Source organism: Sphingobium sp. BHU LFT2 (assembly GCF_018604485.1).
GTDB lineage: Bacteria > Pseudomonadota > Alphaproteobacteria > Sphingomonadales > Sphingomonadaceae > Sphingobium > Sphingobium yanoikuyae_A.
This window is the reverse complement of sequence record NZ_JAFCGW010000006.1, coordinates 16,549-33,918: the sequence shown is the minus strand read 5'-3', so window position 1 is coordinate 33,918 and position 17,370 is coordinate 16,549. Positions and strand designations below refer to the sequence as shown.

The 17,370-nt window shown below is 66.4% G+C and carries 15 protein-coding genes; 6 read left to right on the top strand and 9 right to left on the bottom strand.

What is annotated here, in order from left to right; translation table 11 throughout:
• Nucleotides 1-18 precede the first annotated feature (18 nt).
• Nucleotides 19-1,386 carry an alanine/glycine:cation symporter family protein gene (locus tag JQK15_RS13200; RefSeq protein WP_214866023.1) on the top strand — a complete coding sequence of 456 codons (1,368 nt, stop codon included), beginning with the start codon at nt 19-21 and terminating at the stop codon, nt 1,384-1,386.
• Nucleotides 1,387-1,545: 159 nt separating this feature from the next.
• On the opposite strand, the gene JQK15_RS13195 is transcribed toward JQK15_RS13200, so the two are convergent.
• From JQK15_RS13195 to JQK15_RS13165, 7 genes are all read right to left on the bottom strand, one after another.
• Nucleotides 1,546-1,728 (bottom strand): CsbD family protein, encoded by a 183-nt coding sequence (locus JQK15_RS13195; RefSeq protein WP_007713182.1) that lies wholly within the window; start codon nt 1,726-1,728, stop codon nt 1,546-1,548.
• Nucleotides 1,729-1,815: 87 nt separating this feature from the next.
• Nucleotides 1,816-4,581, bottom strand: a complete 2,766-nt coding sequence (locus tag JQK15_RS13190; protein WP_214866022.1) for a DUF3857 domain-containing protein — start codon at nt 4,579-4,581, stop codon at nt 1,816-1,818.
• A 184-nt stretch (nt 4,582-4,765) separates the two neighbouring features.
• Nucleotides 4,766-5,302, bottom strand: coding sequence for a 30S ribosomal protein S9 (gene rpsI, locus JQK15_RS13185; protein WP_214866021.1), 537 nt, complete (start codon nt 5,300-5,302; stop codon nt 4,766-4,768).
• On the bottom strand, nt 5,302-5,781 hold the full coding sequence (rplM, locus tag JQK15_RS13180) for a 50S ribosomal protein L13 (protein ID WP_004210974.1): 480 nt from the start codon (nt 5,779-5,781) through the stop codon (nt 5,302-5,304). The genes rpsI and rplM overlap by 1 nt, the downstream gene beginning before the upstream one ends.
• A 130-nt stretch (nt 5,782-5,911) precedes the next feature.
• Nucleotides 5,912-6,703 carry a hypothetical protein gene (locus tag JQK15_RS13175; protein WP_214866020.1) on the bottom strand — a complete coding sequence of 264 codons (792 nt, stop codon included), beginning with the start codon at nt 6,701-6,703 and terminating at the stop codon, nt 5,912-5,914.
• Nucleotides 6,700-7,029: a divalent-cation tolerance protein CutA gene (gene cutA / locus JQK15_RS13170; protein ID WP_214866019.1), complete on the bottom strand. Its 330-nt coding sequence runs from the start codon at nt 7,027-7,029 to the stop codon at nt 6,700-6,702. Before cutA ends, JQK15_RS13175 begins: the two co-directional genes overlap by 4 nt.
• Nucleotides 7,026-8,069 carry a COX15/CtaA family protein gene (locus JQK15_RS13165; protein WP_136187926.1) on the bottom strand — a complete coding sequence of 348 codons (1,044 nt, stop codon included), beginning with the start codon at nt 8,067-8,069 and terminating at the stop codon, nt 7,026-7,028. The genes cutA and JQK15_RS13165 overlap by 4 nt, the downstream gene beginning before the upstream one ends.
• Nucleotides 8,070-8,206: 137 nt before the next feature.
• On the opposite strand from JQK15_RS13165, the gene JQK15_RS13160 reads away from it, so the two are divergent.
• The gene (locus JQK15_RS13160; RefSeq protein ID WP_251007739.1) at nt 8,207-10,243 is read left to right on the top strand and encodes a hybrid sensor histidine kinase/response regulator; all 2,037 of its coding nucleotides are present in this window, start codon (nt 8,207-8,209) and stop codon (nt 10,241-10,243) included.
• 5 nt (nt 10,244-10,248) lie between these two features.
• Here the strand turns inward: JQK15_RS13160 and JQK15_RS13155 are convergent, their stop codons facing one another.
• Together JQK15_RS13155 and JQK15_RS13150 are read right to left on the bottom strand one after the other, a co-directional pair.
• Nucleotides 10,249-10,881 (bottom strand): 2-dehydro-3-deoxy-6-phosphogalactonate aldolase, encoded by a 633-nt coding sequence (locus JQK15_RS13155; protein WP_214866017.1) that lies wholly within the window; start codon nt 10,879-10,881, stop codon nt 10,249-10,251.
• Nucleotides 10,882-10,884: 3 nt separating this feature from the next.
• Nucleotides 10,885-11,787: a 2-dehydro-3-deoxygalactonokinase gene (locus JQK15_RS13150; protein ID WP_214866016.1), complete on the bottom strand. Its 903-nt coding sequence runs from the start codon at nt 11,785-11,787 to the stop codon at nt 10,885-10,887.
• A 135-nt stretch (nt 11,788-11,922) separates the two neighbouring features.
• Between JQK15_RS13150 and JQK15_RS13145 the strand changes: the two genes are divergently transcribed.
• The 4 genes from JQK15_RS13145 (at nt 11,923) to JQK15_RS13130 (ending at nt 17,358) form a co-directional block, all read left to right on the top strand.
• Entirely contained in the window at nt 11,923-13,725 is a 1,803-nt protein-coding gene (locus JQK15_RS13145) for an IlvD/Edd family dehydratase (RefSeq protein ID WP_214866015.1), read from the top strand.
• Between the two features lie 158 nt (nt 13,726-13,883).
• Entirely contained in the window at nt 13,884-15,461 is a 1,578-nt protein-coding gene (locus JQK15_RS13140) for an aldehyde dehydrogenase (NADP(+)) (RefSeq protein WP_214866014.1), read from the top strand.
• Nucleotides 15,458-16,438: an AraD1 family protein gene (gene araD1 / locus JQK15_RS13135; RefSeq protein WP_214866013.1), complete on the top strand. Its 981-nt coding sequence runs from the start codon at nt 15,458-15,460 to the stop codon at nt 16,436-16,438. The genes JQK15_RS13140 and araD1 overlap by 4 nt, the downstream gene beginning before the upstream one ends.
• On the top strand, nt 16,435-17,358 hold the full coding sequence (locus JQK15_RS13130; RefSeq protein ID WP_214866012.1) for a Gfo/Idh/MocA family protein: 924 nt from the start codon (nt 16,435-16,437) through the stop codon (nt 17,356-17,358). Before araD1 ends, JQK15_RS13130 begins: the two co-directional genes overlap by 4 nt.
• Nucleotides 17,359-17,370: the final 12 nt, after the last annotated feature.

Here is a 17,370-nt window from a genome sequence, read left to right as displayed (position 1 = left end):
TCCCGGCATCGCCGCCGCATGGAAAATTTCAATGCCGCCGTCGACGCGCTGTCCAGCGCGGTCTTCTTCAAGGTTCCCCTGTTCGGCGCACAGATCGAGTTGATCGTGCTCTATCTGGCGCTCCCCATGCTGTTCTTCACCATCTGGCTGGGCTTCCCCAATGTCACCCAGGTCGGCCGGGCGATCCGCATCCTGCGCAGCCAGCCGCATGAGGGCGAGGCGAAGGGCGATGTCAGCCAGTGGGGCGCGCTCTCCACCGCCCTGTCCGGCACCATTGGCCTCGGCAATATCGCCGGCGTCGCGGTGGCACTGACCATGGGCGGGCCGGGCGCAATCCTGTGGATGTTCATCATCGGCTGGTTCGCGATGACGGTGAAGATGGCGGAGGTCACGCTGGGACTCAAATATCGGGTCTTCGACGAACGCGGCCATGTCCATGGCGGGCCGATGTATGTGCTCAAAGCCGTCGGCGCGGCGCGCGGCTGGCCGAAGATCGGCCTGGTGCTCGGCGGCGCCTATGCCTTCTTCGCCCTGTTCGGCGCGATCCCGATGGTGCAGGTCAACCAGAGCTTCGCCCAGGTGAAGGTGGTCACCGGCATGACCAATGGCTGGGCCTATGGCGTGTTCATCGCGGCGGCCGTCGCGCTGGTGACGATGGGCGGCGCGGCCTGGCTGGGCGAGGTGTCGAAGCGCCTGACCCCGCTCAAGGTCACCGTCTATCTGGGCGGCGTCGCGGCGATCCTGATCCTCCACGCCGACGCCATTCCCGGCGCTTTTGCGCTGATCTGGCACGGCGCCTTTTCCAGCGACGCGGCCACCGGCGGCGCGATCGGCGCCTTTGTCGCGGGCATGCGCCGCGCGGTCTTCGCCAGCGAGGCGGGCGTCGGCTCCGCCGTCATGGCGCACAGCCTGGCCCGTGCCCGCCATCCGGTATCCGAAGGGCTTGTCGCCCTGCTCGAACCGCTGCTCGGCACGATGATCGTCTGCGCGCTGGGTGGCCTCGCGCTGGTCGTCGCGGGCACCTGGAACAATGGGCTGGAGGGTATCGCTATCACCTCCGCCGCCTTTGCCAAGGTGTCGCCCTGGTTCCCCTGGCTGCTCGCCGTCGTCGTCTTCCTCTTCGCCTATTCGACACTGGTCGCCTGGGGCTTCTATGGTCTTCAGGCCTGGGGCTATCTGTTCGGCAACGGGCCGCGCGCCCAGTGGGTCTACAAGATCCTCTATGTCGTCGCCCTGCCCCCGGCCGCCGCGATCGACCTTGGCCGGGTGGTCGGCATCGTCGACAGCAGCTTCTTCCTGATGGCGATCCCCAATGTCATCGCCCTCTATCTGTGCGCCGGCGAGCTGCGCCGCGACGTGAAGGCCTATCTGGCGGAACAGGCTTAACTTCGCACATTTCCCGCACATTCTGACATAATATTGCGGGGCCGCGATCCTATCGGAAAGCGGCCCCGTTCTTATAGCATGAGCTTAACCAGATAGGACAGAAACGAAAAAGGCCCCGCCTGTCGGCGGAGCCTCTTCGATCGTGCAGATGGCGGGGCGTCAGATCTTGTCGCCGAGCGCCCCCTTCACCGAGCCAGCCACATCCTGGGCCGTACCCTTAGCCTTCTGCAGCTTGCCTTCGGCTTCCAGGCGTTCATTATCCGTGGCCTTGCCGATCGCTTCCTTCGTGGCACCGGCGGCCTTGTTGCCCGCAGCCTTCACCTTGTCGGTCATTTCACCCATATGGTTTCTCCTTGGAAGTGGCTTTCCCCCTGTCAACCATCCGACAGGGGGAAAGGTTTCCATCGAAACGCGGGCGTCACGACAAAATCAGGGCTTGATCCCGTAGCGGGCATAGACGGCGTCGATGCGCGGATCGATGCGGCGCGCGACCGCGATTTCCGCGTCCCCTTCGCTCGCCCGGCCCAGCCGGTGCAGCACGATGCCGCGCATGTAGCGGCTCGGCTCCTTGCCCGGTTCCTGCGCGACGACGACATCCAGGTCGCGCAGCGCATCGTCGAACCGGCCCATGCGGAACCACAGCATCGCCCGACTGTCGAGCGCGGCCATGCTGCCCGAACTCAGCTCCACCGCCTTGGTGCAATCCTGCATCGCACTGTCCAGTTCGACATTGCGCGATCCCTTGACCCAGCAACGCTCGTTGAACAGCCCGGTCATGCCGGGCTTTTCGGCCAGTTGCGCATCGATGATCTCGATCGCCTTGGCCGGATCGCCATAGGTGCCGAGCAGCGTCGCCTTGAAGCTGCGATAGCCGTCGCGCGCCTCGCCACCGATCGCGATCTTGGCGTCGACCATGCCCAGTGCATCGTCCAGCTTGCCGCTTTCCGCCAGATAGGTCGCGACCGTGCCGACCGCCGCGCCCGACGCCGGGTCGAGCTGGCGCGCCATCCGGCCATCGGCCAGCGCGCCGGTCACGTCGCCGGTCTGGAACCGGCGATAGGCGCGCTGCAGATAGAGGTCGACATCGGGCTTGATCCCGATCGCCTTGTCCAGGTCGACCAGCGCATTCTTGTAGTCGCCAATGCCCCAGCGGAAATTGCTGCGGCTGGAATAGCCGGTCGCGTCCTCCGCATCGGCGGCGATCGCCTTGGCAAAGGTCGCCTCGACCGCCTTGGACTGCGGCCAGGCGGCGATGGTCGCCGGGCTGTAATCCCACAAATAGGTGGGCTTGGCCGGGCCGATCACATGTGGCGACATCGCCTGCACCGTCGCCAGCGCGTCGCGCTCGTCGGGCAGGCGATCGGCCGCAATCTCGACGCCGGTGGCGTCGGTCCGCTCCTCGACATCCAGCACCCCGTCCTTCAGCTGCACGGTCCGGCGCAGGTCATAACCCGCCACCGTCTTGCTGAGGCCCTGCTCGCCTTCGATCGCATAGCCCTTGCCGCCCTGGGGCAGGCGCAGGCGCAGATGATAGCGGATGCCGATCGGCGCGCTCGTCGCCACCGGAATCGCCAGCCAGGCGGGGCGTGCCCGGTCCGGCGCGAAGCTGATCTCGTCGATCAGCTTGCTGGCGTCGCGGCGATAGCGCCGGTCGCTGAGCTTCCAGGGCGAACTGGTGACGCCATGGGCGGTGAAGGTGACGGTGGCCGAGGCCGCATCGGTGGTGACGCCAACCTGGCTATATTGGGCGGTGCCGACCTGCTCGCTGAAAAAGCCCTGCACCATCTCGTCGCGCCGCTTGGCATCCATCTGGCCAAGACCGGTGCTGATCATCGTCGCGATCTGCCCACGCAGTACCGCCCTGGCATCGAACACGGTCGGCAGCTTCTCATGCCCGCTTTCGTCGGCCTCGACACTGACGTCGATCGTTGGCCGGGCATTGGCATGGGTCTGGATCGGCATCAGTTCAGCGCCGGCGGTGCGCACCGGCAGCACCGATCCGAAGCGCGGCGTATCGCCGATATCCTCCAGCCGCGATCCCAGGCCCGTGCCGTCGAGCCAGTAGGACTGGCCATCGATCACCGCACGCACCAGCACATGGTCGAAGGCCGCGGCCGTGGGCAGCCGTTCCGGCACGGAATCGCCCAGGGTCGAACTGGCCAGCACCGGCTCCGCCTCGATCCCCAGCCCGCGCAGCAGCGAAAGCAGCAGCAGCGTCTTCGCCTTGCAGTCGCCATAGCGCAGCGTCCAGGTCTCGGCCGGCTTCTGCGGGACATAATTGCCGCCATTCATGCCCACCATCAGATAGCGGACATGGTCCTGCACCAGTTGCAGCGCCGCCGCCGCCTTTTCCTTGGGCGATCCCGGCAGCGCCTTGAGCTTGGTCAGTTCGCCCGCCAGCGGCGATCCATCGACGATCAGTCCGTCGGTCGCATAGAGCGGCGCCATCGTCTTCGACACATCGGCCCAACTGGCGAAGGTCGACAGTTCGAACAGCGGCGGATGGGTGAAGCGGGTCGGCGCGTCGGCCGGCATTTCCGGCTGCTTGGCCAGCGGCACGGCAAAGCTCAGCTCAATGAGGCCACCCTTCTTGACCGGCTTGGCATCGACGCCGCTCGCCAGCAGCTTCCAGCGCGGCGCATCCGCATCGTCCCAGAGCAGGCGAACCCGGCCATAGCCCAGCCGCAGCGGCGCGGCCGGCAGGGCCGAGACATTCTGGACATGGCCGCCCAGCGCATCATCCTTGCTGGTGGTCGAATAGCGCAGCCGCACCACATCGCCCACCTGCACCCCTTCGACCGCCATGGTCGCGGTCAGGATGCCGCTGATCTGCAACGCTTCCAGCCCCTGCTCGCGGCGCAGCACGGTGAATTTCTTGCCGCTGGCCAGCGCATCGATCACCTGATCGCCGCGCAGGATCGACAGTTCATGGATGATGAGGTCGCCCTTGTCCGGCGCCCAGGGCAGCGTCAGCGACGACAACTGGGTCAGCGCCTCGGCCGAACCGGCGCGGGTGGCGATGTCGGCATAGTTCCACAGCTGGCCCTTCTCGACCCGCTGCTGGCTGTCGAGGATCATCATCGAAGGCGGATCGCCATCAGCCGCGAGCTTGGGCATCGCCGCCTTGTCGATCCAGCCGGGGGCCGGCTGATATAGCGGCACCTCTCCGGCAAAGGCAGGCGCCACAACCGTCATGGCCGCCGAAGCCGCCAACCACCCAAAATGTCTCATTTCCCCCCGAACTTCCTTTTGCACTAAGCCCCGTTTGATCAAAGGCTATGGCATCGCGGCGAAGCGCTCAAGGGGAAGCATCACGCGCAAAGAAAAAGGGGCCGGAAAACCGGCCCCTTCTCGAAATTCGCGGCAGTCGCGAAGCGGATTAGCGCTTCGAGAACTGGAAGCTGCGGCGGGCCTTGGCCTTACCGTACTTCTTACGCTCGACGACGCGGCTGTCGCGGGTCAGGAAGCCTTCGGCCTTGACCGCGCTGCGCAGCGCCGGCTCATACTTCGACAGAGCCTGGGCGATGCCGTGCTTGACCGCACCGGCCTGGCCCGACAGACCGCCGCCCTTGACGGTGGCGATCACGTCATACTGACCTTCACGGTCGGTGACGCCGAAGGGCTGGTTGATGACCAGACGCAGGGTCGGGCGAGCGAAATAGACTTCCTGGTCACGGCCGTTGACCGTGATCTTGCCGGTGCCGGGCTTCACCCACACGCGGGCCACGGCGTCCTTGCGGCGGCCGGTGGCATAGGCGCGGCCGAGGCCGTCGATTTCCTGGGCGCGCAGCGGAGCCGAGGGCTGGACCGGCGCGGCAGCGACGGGCGCTTCGCCTTCGACGGCAGCCTGGGCAGCGGCAGGAGCGGCAGTGGCCAGCGACGCGAGGTCGGACAGGGACTGACGGTTATCGGACATTATGCACCCACCTTGTTCTTGCGGTTGCGCGACGCGAAGTCGAGCACTTCGGGGTTCTGGGCTTCATGCGGATGCTCGGTGCCGGCGAAGATGCGCAGGTTGCGCATCTGCTGGCGGCCCAGCGGACCACGGGGGATCATACGCTCGACGGCCTTTTCCAGGACGCGCTCGGGGAAACGACCTTCCAGGATCTTCTGGGGGGTGGTTTCCTTGATGCCGCCGGCATAACCGGTGTGCTTGTAGTAAACCTTGTCGGTCAGCTTGCGGCCGGTGAACTTGACCTTGCCCGCGTTGATGATGATGACATTGTCACCGCAATCGACATGGGGGGTGAAGCTCGGCTTGTGCTTGCCGCGCAGGATATTCGCCACAGTCGAAGCGAGACGACCCACGACCAGCCCTTCGGCGTCGATCAGGATCCACTTCTTTTCGACCGTTGCCGGGGTTGCCGGCTTGGTGGTCTTCATCAGCGCCTTCATGGTGCCAATTCTCCAAGAATGAACAGTGAACCAGCTACCCTAGGGTCGCCGGAAGATGGGCGCTAATGACGTTTGGGGGCCGACAAGTCAAGAGATTCGGCGGCTTTCACGACGGGTAAAATAATACCACTCACTTGCCGGAGACGGTCAGGCTCCGCTTTTCGGTCAGCGTCTGGGCGCCTAGGGTTAGCCTGCGCTCCTGCGCATCGACCAGTCCCGTCTGCGCCGACACGATATAGCGCATCGCGACATGGGCGCCCTCCCCCTGCAGATCCTCCTGCAAGGTCAGGCGGTTGCCGTCATGGGCGGCAACGGTGGACTCGCCTTCCACAGCGACGGCCCGGCCCAGTGGCGGGCCAGCCATGGTGCGCACGCCGCGCGGCCTGGCATCGTCAACTTCGCTGTCAACGAACAGCAGCAGTGGCTGCACCTCGCCCGACAGCAGCGCCAGCCGTCCCTCGGGCGTGAGACCATCCAGCAGGGTCAGGACATTCTTCGCCGTGCGCTGCCCTGCACTTCCCTCCGGCGCCCTGGCGACCATGGCATTGAGCGCCTTCTCCATCGCCGCCCGGACATCATCGACATTGTCGAGGCCGACAATCTTGCCATGGCTATCGAGGCGGAAGCGATGCTCCACCCCGATCAGCGGCGACAGGGCGGCGCGATAGGCATCGGCACCCGCACCGGGCGCATCGCTGTCCAGGCTGCGCAGCGTGACATGCAGGATATAGCCATCCCCCGCCTTCTCGAACCGCAGAGCCCGGTCGGCACGAAACAGGCTGTCGCGCCCTTCGACCGGACGATGCTGTTCGATGCGGTAGAGCAGATCCTGCCCGGTCGGCGGCGCGAAGCCGATCGCAACCGGGGCGGCCAGTGCCGGCGACGCGAGCGCCAGCGACAGGAAGGCGATCGCCCGCTTCATGCCAGTTGCTCCGCGACCCAGACGGCAAAGGGTGGATGGGCGGCATCGACCGGCAGCGCCAGGATCGCCGGCACATCATAATCGTGCAGCTGCGCGATCCGGGCCATCAGCGCGGCGCGCCGGTCGGCGCTGGTCTTGAACAGAACCGGGACTTCGGCGCCTTCCTCCACCTTGCCCTGCCATTCATAGATGGAGGTGCAGGGACCGAGGATATTGGCGCAGGCGGCCAGCCTCTCCGCGACCAGCGTGCGGGCGACGGCACGCGCCTGCTCGGCCGATCCGAACAGGCTGTAGACCAGCATCAACTCGTTCCGCTCAGGGCTCATGCCCGGCGCGATCCCACCGCATGGGCGCCCCAGGCGGCGGAAGCCACCACCAGCGCGCCGACCGCCTGGTGCAGCACGGCCAGCGGCAGGGCGATGCCGCTGATGACGGTGGCGATGCCCAGCAGCACCTGCGTACCGACCGCCGCGTTGATCGCGATCGACGCGCCGCGATGGCCCGCCGCCTTGGCCTTGCGCGCCAGGATGATCAGCATCGCCGCCGCAACCCAGGCCCACCAGCGGTGGATGAAATGGACCAGATAGGGATCGCTGGAGACGGTCGCCCAGAGCGAGCCGAGCCATTGTATGCCTTCGGGCACCAGATGGTCATTCATCAGCGGCCAGGTGCTGGAGACATAGCCGGCGTCGAGGCCCGCGGTGAAAGCGCCGAACATCAGCTGGACAAGCAGCACCAGCAGGGTCGCCAGCGCAAAGGGCTGCAACGCGGCGGGCCGGGCATAGGGATTGCGCGCCAGCGCCAGCAGGTCGAGCGCGGTCCAGATCAGCCCACCGATGATGAAGAGCGCGGTCAGCAGATGCACCGCCAGCCGATAATGGCTGACATCGGTGCGCACCGACAGACCGGACTTCACCATCCACCAGCCGATCGCGCCCTGCAACCCGCCCAGCGCCAGCAGCGCGACCAGGCGCCAGCCATAGCCAGCCGGGATCGCCCGCCGCGCCGCGAACCAGATCAGTGGCAGGGCAAAAGCGACGCCGATCAGGCGGCCGAGCAGCCGGTGCAGCCATTCCCAGAAGAAGATGAACTGGAAGGCGGCCAGGCTCATGCCCTTGTTGATCTCCTTATATTCGGGGATCTGCTGATAGTCGCGAAACGCCTCCATCCACTGGTCGTGGGTCAAGGGCGGGATCGCGCCCGTGATCGGCTTCCACTGGGTGATCGACAGGCCGGATTCGGTGAGGCGCGTGATGCCGCCCACCACCACCATGCAGAAGACCAGCGCCGCCACGATGAGCAGCCAGCGGGCAATGGCGACGGGACGCGGAGCCGCGCTGAACGCGGTCGGGGAAGAACGTGTCATGCCCGGTCCATGCGCCCATGCCGCCCCCTATTCAAGAGGCACGGACTGGGACAAAAGGTCATGGGGCTGCCATCGCCGGGGGATACAAATCGGCGCACGGGCGTCTCCCACCAACGCATTGCAACGACAGGGTTATGATGAGCCAGCAGAGGGACATTGCCGACATGATCGCCGAACAGGGGCCGATGGGCGCCCTGACCGCGACGATCGACGGGTCGTCGCCTCTGGGGCCAGCATCGGACTGGTCGCCATCGCTCGTGTCGACGGTGCGGCTGATGCTGTCGTCGCGCGCGGAGATCGTGCTGTTCTGGGGGCCGGATTATTGCGCCCTCTATAATGAAGCCTATGCCCCCACGATCGGCGACAAGCATCCGCGCGTGCTTGGCCGCCCGGCCCGCGAAGGCTGGGCCGAGCTGTGGGATGATCTTGGCCCGCTGCTGCAATCGGTGCGGGACACGGGCGAGACCTTCCATGCCAAGGACCGCCCCTTTTATATAGAGCGCGACGGCGGGCGGGGCGAGGAGGTCTTCTTCGACATTTCCTATTCGCCGGTGTTCGAACTGGATGGGTCAATCGGCGGCGTGTTGTGCATCGTCAGCGAAACCACGGTGCGCGTGCTCGCCGAGCGCGAGGCACGCGCCGACCGCAACCGCCTCTGGGCACTAGCGCGTGACCCCTTCCTGATCGCCGACAGCGAGGGGATCTGGCTGTCCGCCAGCCCCGCCTGGACCGACATATTGGGCTGGTCGCAGGAGGAATTGATCGGCCGCACATCGGAATGGATGGAGCATCCCGACGATGTGAAGCGGACGCGCGGCGAGGTGCAGGATCTGGCCGACGGTCATCCGACCATCCGGTTCGAAAACCGGTTCCGCACCAAGCGGGGCGATTATCGCATCTTCAGCTGGACCGCCGTGCCCGAGGGCGACCTCATCTATTGCGTCGCCCGCGACGTGACCCGGCATCGCGCCGACGCCCAGACCCTAGCCGAAACCGAAGCCGCGCTGCGCCAGGCGCAGAAGATGGAGACGCTGGGCCAGCTCACCGGCGGCGTTGCGCATGATTTCAACAATCTGCTGCAGATCGTCACCGGCAATCTGGACCTGCTGCAACGCGCCCTGCCCGACGACCAGCCGCGCCTGCGCCGCGCCGCCGACAATGCCATGGCCGGGGCCGAACGGGCGGCGATACTGACCCAGCGGCTGCTCGCCTTTTCCCGCCGCCAGCCCCTGGCCCCCGACCGGGTCGACCCCAACCGGCTGATCGCTGGCATGTCTGACCTGCTGCATCGGACGCTGGGCGAGATGATCGAAGTGGAAACGGTGCAGAGCCCGCGGGTCTGGCCGGTCGAGATCGACGTCAACCAGATGGAAAATGCGCTGCTCAACCTGGCGGTCAATGCGCGCGACGCGATGCCGCAGGGCGGCAAGCTGACGATCGAGGTCGCCAACACCCATCTCGACAGCCATTATGCCGCGACCGAGCAGGAAATCACGCCCGGCCAATATGTGCTGATCTGTGTGTCGGACACCGGCATGGGCATGGACGCCGACACACTGTCCCACGCGATCGAACCCTTCTTCACCACCAAGGATGTCGGACGCGGCACCGGCCTTGGCCTGTCGATGGTCTATGGCTTCGTCAAACAGTCGGGCGGCCATGTCCGGGTCTATTCGGAGGCCGGCCAGGGCACGACGGTGAAAATCTATCTGCCGCGCTATCATGGCCTGCTGCCGGTGACCGAGGAGATCGTGCAGGCGCCGCCCCCGCCCTGTCCGCAGGCCGGGCAGGAGGTGATCCTGGTGTGCGAGGATGACGAGAATGTCCGCGCCTATTCGGTCGAGGTGCTGCGCGATCTGGGCTATCGCGTGATCGAGGCGGGCGATGGCCCGACCGCCCTCGCCGCGCTGGATGCCGCGGCCGAGCCGATCGACCTGCTGTTCACCGACGTGGTGCTGCCCGGTGGCATGACCGGCGCGGACATTGCCCGCGCCGCCAAGGCGAAGCAGCCGGGGCTACGCGTGCTGTTCACCACCGGCTATGCCCGCAACGCGATCATCCATCATGGCCGGCTCGATCCGGGGGTCGAGCTACTGACCAAGCCCTTTACCTACAGGGCACTGGGCGAGAAGATCCGCGATATGCTGGACCGGGTGGAAAGCCCGGCCCAGTAAAAAGGTCAGCTCTTGGCGCGCTGCCAGGCGGCGACCAGATCGACCGCCCGTTCGCGCACGGTGAGCGCATCGTCGCCCGGACGATAGAGCGCGCCGCCCACGCCGATCCCTTCGCAGCCACCGGCAAGCCAGTCGCCGATCGTGTCCGCGCCGGTGCCGCCCACGGCCCAGACGCCGACATGCTTGGGCAGCACATCCTTGACCGCCTTGACATAGGCTGGGCCGAGCTGGGCGGCGGGGAACAGCTTCACCCGGCGCGCACCGGCCTCGACCGCGCGGAACGCCTCGCTCGGCGTCATGAAGCCGGGCAGCAGTTCGAGGCCGAGTTCCGCGCCGCGCGCGATGACGTCGGGGACGGTATTGGGCGTCACCATGATGCGGCCGCCCGCAGCCGCCAGCGCCTCGACCGCCTCGACCGTCAGCACCGTGCCGCCGCCGATCAGCGCGCGATCGCCAAAGGCCTGCTGCATTGCCGCGATGCTGACCAGCGGCTCGGGCGAATTGAACGGCACCTCGATCACGCGGATGCCGGCTTCCACCAGGGCGGCGGCGATATCGAGCGCCTCTTCAGGCTTCACGCCACGCAGAATGGCGGCGATCGGCGGCGCGCCGTCGGCCAGCAGGTCGTCGAGAATCATCGGTCAGTTCTCCAGAAAGCCAAGGCCAGCCCGCGCGCAGGCGTCGCCGTCCAGCGATTGCGAAGCGATGCCCTGCGCATCGAGGGCACGGGCATAGCGATCCGAAAGCCGCGCGTCACCAATCAAGACGACGCCGGTGTCGCCCGCCAGCGCGGCCCGCGCCTCGGCAATCTCGCAGCCGATGACGAGGCCCGACAGATAGCCCAGCGCCCAATCGGCCGAGCGCCCGGCACGCAGCCGCATCGCCCGCGCCGCGAACAGAGAGGCGAGCAGCCGGCCCGCGCCGGCCCGTTCCAGCCCCTCGGCAAATCCGGCCGCTTCCTCTGCCGGATCGGCGTCGGCGGCGGCGATATTGGGGCTGAGCGTCGAACGATCGCGCAGCAGCGCAAAGAGTTCGCCGGTCGGCACGGTGCGAAAGCGGATCACCCGGCCATCCTCCACCAGCGTCCATTTGCTGTGGGTGCCGGGCAGCACGATCAGGTGACGGCCGGTGGCGAGCAGGGGATCGAGCGCCATCGCGCCGAAAATCTGCGCCTCCTCGCCGCGCATCACATCGGCAATGCCGTCGGCGTCGGTGCAGGCCAGGCCCGCCATGATCGCCAGCGGCGCGCCGCGCCAGTCGAAGCGCACGGCAACCTCTGCCCAGCTATCGGCATCGGCGGGACAATCGGCATAGGGTGCCTCGACCCAGCCGTCGCGCGCGCCGACCATGCCACACAGGCGGATCGATGTCGGCAGGCCATCCTCCAGCCAGGGGGCGATCGTCTCGGCAAAGGCGGCTTCCGCCTCGCGGCCGACCACGCCGATGCCCGGCCCGTCGCGGCGCGCTACGATCCGCCCCGCTTCCACCCGGAACAGCCGCAGATTGCTGGTGCCCCAGTCGCCGATCACTGCATAGTCGCTCATCGATGATCCGCCCGATTTTTCGCGTTCAACCGCACTTTCCCTCTCTTTGTATCCTTGAAAAGTTATTTGTCTGAGTATATCGGAGAGGCAAGCGCGTCAACGTGCCAAGCCTTTTCAAAGTGTCAGGATGCCCACATGAGCGATTCGTCCAAGCCTACTCTCAAGCTGCGTAGCCGCGCCTGGTTCGACAACCCAGACAATATCGACATGACCTCGCTCTATCTGGAGCGCTACCTGAACTTCGGCCTCAGCCTCGAAGAGCTGCGCAGCGGCAAGCCGATCATCGGCATCGCACAGACCGGCAGCGACCTGTCGCCCTGCAATCGCCATCACCTCGTGCTGGCCGAGCGCATGCGCGAAGGCATTCGCGAAATGGGCGGCATTGCCCTCGAATTCCCGGTCCACCCGATCCAGGAAACCGGCAAGCGCCCGACCGCCGGCCTTGACCGCAACCTCGCCTATCTGGGCCTGGTCGAAGCCATGTATGGCTATCCGCTCGACGGCGTGATCCTGACCAGCGGCTGCGACAAGACCACCCCGGCGCTGCTGATGGCCGCCGCCACCGTCAACATCCCGGCGATCGCTTTGTCGGTCGGCCCGATGCTCAATGGCTGGCACAAGGGCGAGCGCACTGGTTCGGGCACGATCGTGTGGCATGGCCGCCAGCTGCTGGCCGCCGGCAAGATCGACGATGAAGGCTTCATCAAGCTGGTCGCCTCGTCGGCTCCCTCGACCGGTTTCTGCAACACCATGGGCACCGCCAGCACCATGAACGCGCTCGCCGAAGCGCTGGGCATGATGCTGCCGGGCAGCGCGGCGATCCCCGCCCCCTATCGCGACCGCCAGGAAGCCGCCTATCGCACCGGCAAGCGCATCGTCGAAATGGTGCATGAAGATCTCAAGCCCTCCGACATCATGACGCTCGACGCCTTCCACAATGCCATCGTCGCCAACTCGGCGATCGGCGGTTCGACCAACGCGCCGATCCATCTGGCCGCCATCGCCCGCCACATGGGCGTCGACCTGCCGCTCAAGGATTGGGAAACCGTCGGTCACAAGGTGCCGCTGCTGGTCAACATGCAGCCGGCCGGCGAATATCTGGGCGAGGATTATTACCGCGCCGGCGGCCTGCCCGCCGTCATCAGCCAGCTGATCGACCAGGGCCTGATCAAGGAAGGCGCGATGACCGTCAATGGCAAGACCATGGGCGAGAATTGCAAGGGCGTGGAGATCGAGGATGAAAAGGTCATCCGTCCCTTCGGCCAGCCGCTCAAGCAGGAAGCCGGCTTCCTGGTGCTGACCGGCAACCTGTTCGACGAAGCGGTCATGAAGACCAGCGTCATCAGCGAAGAATTCCGCATGCGCTATTTGTCGAACCCCGACGATCCCGAAGCCTTTGAAGGCCCGGCGGTCGTGTTCGACGGTCCGGAAGATTATCACCACCGCATCGACGATCCGTCGGTCGGCATCACCGCCGACACGCTGCTGTTCATGCGCGGCGCCGGCCCGATCGGCTATCCGGGCGCGGCCGAGGTCGTGAACATGCGTCCGCCTGCGTACCTGATCACCGAAGGCGTGTCGGCCCTGCCCTGCATCGGCGATGGCCGTCAGTCGGGCACCTCGGGCAGCCCGTCGATCCTCAACGCCTCGCCCGAAGCGGCGGCGATGGGTGGCCTGGCGCTGCTGGAAACCGGCGACCGCGTCCGCATGGACCTGAAGGCCGGCGTGGTGAACGTGCTGATTTCCGACGAGGAACTGGAAGCGCGCCGCGCCAAGCTGATCGCCGAAGGCGGTTACAAGTACCCCGCCTCGCAGACCCCCTGGCAGGAAATCCAGCGCTCGGTCGTCGGCCAGATGAACACCGGCGCGATCCTGGAAGGCGCGGAGAAATATCAGCGCATCGCCCAGACCATGGGCCTGCCGCGCGACAACCACTGATTTGGCATTGATCCGGTAAACGGCGCGTCATTCAAAGGAGGCAACAGGGCGTAATTTCCGTGCAGCGATGCTCGAAATTGCGTCCCCTCGTCCCCATCTGATGGGCGCGCCGTTCCGGCAAATATTACCCCCTTTCCACGACATTTCGGGAGATATCCATGTTCAACGGAGCCATTCTGGTCGGTGCTGCCGAGCGCACCGGTGGTGAGCCCTTCTTCGCGGTCAATCCGTCGACCGGCGCCAAGGGCGACGTCGCCTTCCACAACGCCTCGACCGCCGATGTCGCCGATGCCTGCGCGCTGGCCGACAGCGCGTTCGAGGGCTTCTCGACCCTGTCTCCCGAAACCCGCGCTGCCTTCCTGGAAGCCGTGGCCGACCAGATCATGGAAATCGGCGACCTGCTGATCACCACCGCCATGAGCGAAACCGGCCTGCCGCGTGGCCGCCTGGAAGGCGAGCGTGGCCGCACCGTCGGCCAGCTGCGCCTGTTCGCTTCCTATGTCCGCCAGGGCGACTGGCTCGACGTCACCATCGACAAGGCGCTGCCGGAACGCACCCCGCTGCCCCGCAGCGACCTGCGCCGCGTCAACCATGCCGTCGGCCCGGTCGCCGTGTTCGGCGCCTCCAACTTCCCGCTCGCCTTCTCGGTCGCGGGCGGTGACACCGCATCGGCCTTCGCCGCCGGCTGCCCGGTCGTCGTGAAGGGCCACCCGGCCCACCCCGGCACCGGCGAACTGGTCGCCCGCGCCATTGCCGCCGCGGTCAAGGCCAGCGGCCTGCATGAAGGCGTCTTCTCCTACCTGCCCGGCACCACCAATGATCTGGGCGGCGCGCTGGTCGCCGATCCCCGCATCAAGGCGGTCGGCTTCACCGGTTCGCGCGGCGGCGGCATTGCGCTGATGAAGATCGCCGCCAACCGCGAAGAGCCGATCCCGGTCTATTCGGAAATGTCGTCGATCAACCCGGTCGTGCTGCTGCCGGGCGCGCTCGCGGCTCGCGCCGAAGCGCTGGGCACCGCCTTCGTTGGTTCGCTGAGCCTGTTCGCCGGCCAGTTCTGCACCAACCCCGGCATGGTGATCGCGCTCGACAGCCCCGATCTCGACCGCTTCGTTGCTTCGGCGGCAACGGCCCTGTCGGCCAACCAGCCCCATGTCATGCTGACGCCCGGCATCCACGCCGCCTATGAAAAGGGCGTCGAGGCACTGGCCGGCGCGGAAGGCGTCACCACCGTGGCGCGCGGCGCCGAAGCCGAGGGCGTGAACCTGGCCCAGTCGGCCCTGTTCGCCACCAGCGGCGAACAGTTCCGCACCAACCCGGCGCTGTCGCATGAAGTGTTCGGTTCCTCGTCGATCCTGGTAAAGTGCGCCACGATCGAGGAAGTGATCGCCACCATCGCCCAGATGGAAGGTCAGCTGACCGCCACGCTGCAGATGGACGAAAGCGACAATGACAATGCCGCCAAGCTGCTGCCCACGCTGTCCCGCAAGGTCGGCCGCGTGCTCGCCAATGGCTGGCCGACCGGCGTCGAAGTGACCCATGCCATGGTCCATGGCGGTCCCTTCCCGTCGACCTCGGACGGCCGCACCACCTCTGTCGGTACGCTGGCCATGATGCGCTTCCTGCGTCCGGTCTGCTATCAGGACGTGGTGGACGCCGTGCTGCCGCCGGCGCTGCAGGCGGCCAACCCCTGGAAGCTCAACCGCCGCATGGAAGGCAAGCTGGAGCTGGCGCAGTGACCGTCATTTCGCTGGTTCAGTTCAAGGATGGCGACGCACGGGGCGTCGCCGCCATTGACGAAAGCGGCGCGGCGAAGCGGGTGACGGGCGCAAGCTCCGCCCGCCAGCTGGCGCTGGACGCGATCGCGGCGGGCCAGGGCCTGGCCGCCTTTGCGGCAGGCAAGCTGGGCGACGCGGTGGACCTCGCCGCCGTCACCCTGCTGTCGCCGATCGACCATGAGGATGCGGCGCATCTGCTGGTCGCCGGCACCGGGCTTACCCATCTCGGCTCGGCCGAAGGCCGCGACAAGATGCACAAGGCCGCCACCTCGGGCGACCTCACAGACTCCATGCGCATGTTCCTGATGGGCGTCGAGGGCGGCAAGCCCGCCGATGACGGCATCGGTGCGCAGCCCGAATGGTTCTACAAGGGCGACGGCCAGATCCTGGTCGATCCGGGCCAGGACTTCACCATGCCCGCCTTTGCCGAGGATGGTGGCGAGGAACCCGAAGTCGCCGGCATCTACCTGATCGACGCCGACGGTACGCCGGTGCGCCTGGGCTTTGCGATCGGCAATGAATTTTCCGATCACATCACCGAACGCGGCAATTATCTGTGGCTCGCCCACTCCAAGCTGCGCCAGGCCTCGCTCGGCCCGGAACTGCTGCTGGGCGACCTGCCGCAGGATCTGCGCGGCACCAGCCGCATCGTCCGCAATGGCGAGACCGTCTGGGAAAAGCCGTTCCTGTCGGGTGAGACCAACATGTCGCACACGATCGCGAATCTGGAACATCATCATTTCAAATATGGTCCGTTCCGTCGCCCCGGCGACATTCATGTCCATTTCTTCGGCACCGCCACCCTCTCCTTCTCCGATGGCTTCGCCACCCAGGAAGGCGATGTGTTCGAGGTCGAGGCCAAGCCCTTCACCCTGCCGGTCCGCAATGGCCTGAAGCGCGCAGCGGACGAGGGCAAGACCAAGGTAAAGGCGCTATGAGCATCAAGGCCGGCCTCGTAGGCCTGGGCAAGATCGCCCGCGACCAGCATCTGCCCGCGATCGCCAAGATCGACGGCATCGATCTGGTCGCCGTCGCCAGCCGCAACGCGCAGGGCGAAGGGGTGAACAACTATCCCGATCTCGGCGCGATGCTGGCGGGCGAGCCCGACATGGACGCCGTCATCCTGTGCCAGCCGCCGCAGGTCCGCTATCAGGCGGCCCGTCAGGCGATCCTGGCCGGCAAGCATGTCTTCCTGGAAAAGCCGCCGGGTGCGACCGTGTCGGAAGTGGATGCGCTGATCGCGCTGGCCAAGGCCAATGGCGTCACCCTCTATGCCAGCTGGCACAGCCGCTATGCCGCCGCCGTGGCCCAGGCCAAGGACTGGATGGCGTCGCGTACGATCGAGCGCATCTCGATCCAGTGGCGCGAGGATGTCCGTCACTGGCATCCGGGCCAGCCCTGGATCTGGGAAGCAGGCGGTTTCGGCGTGTTCGATCCGGGCATCAACGCCCTGTCGATCCTGACCGAAATCGTCGCCGAACCGATCACCCTGCTGTCGGCCGAACTGGAAGTGCCGTCCAACAAGCAGGCGCCGATCGGCGCGACGCTGGCCATGGCGACCGCTTCGGGCGCACCGATCGACACCGTGTTCGACTGGCGCCAGACCGGTCCCCAGACCTGGGACATCGCGGTCGAAACCAGCAATGGCAAGCTGCTCCTGTCCGAAGGTGGCAATACGCTGACGCTGGACGGCGAAGTCCAGTTGAAGGCGCCGGACGAGGAATATCCGACCATGTATCGGCGCTTCGTCGGGCTGGTGGCGGACAAGGTGATCGACGCCGACACCGCGCCGCTGCGCCTGGTGGCCGATGCCTTCCTTTGTGGCCGGCATTGCCCTACGGCTGATTTTGAGGACTAAATTCAACGGAGG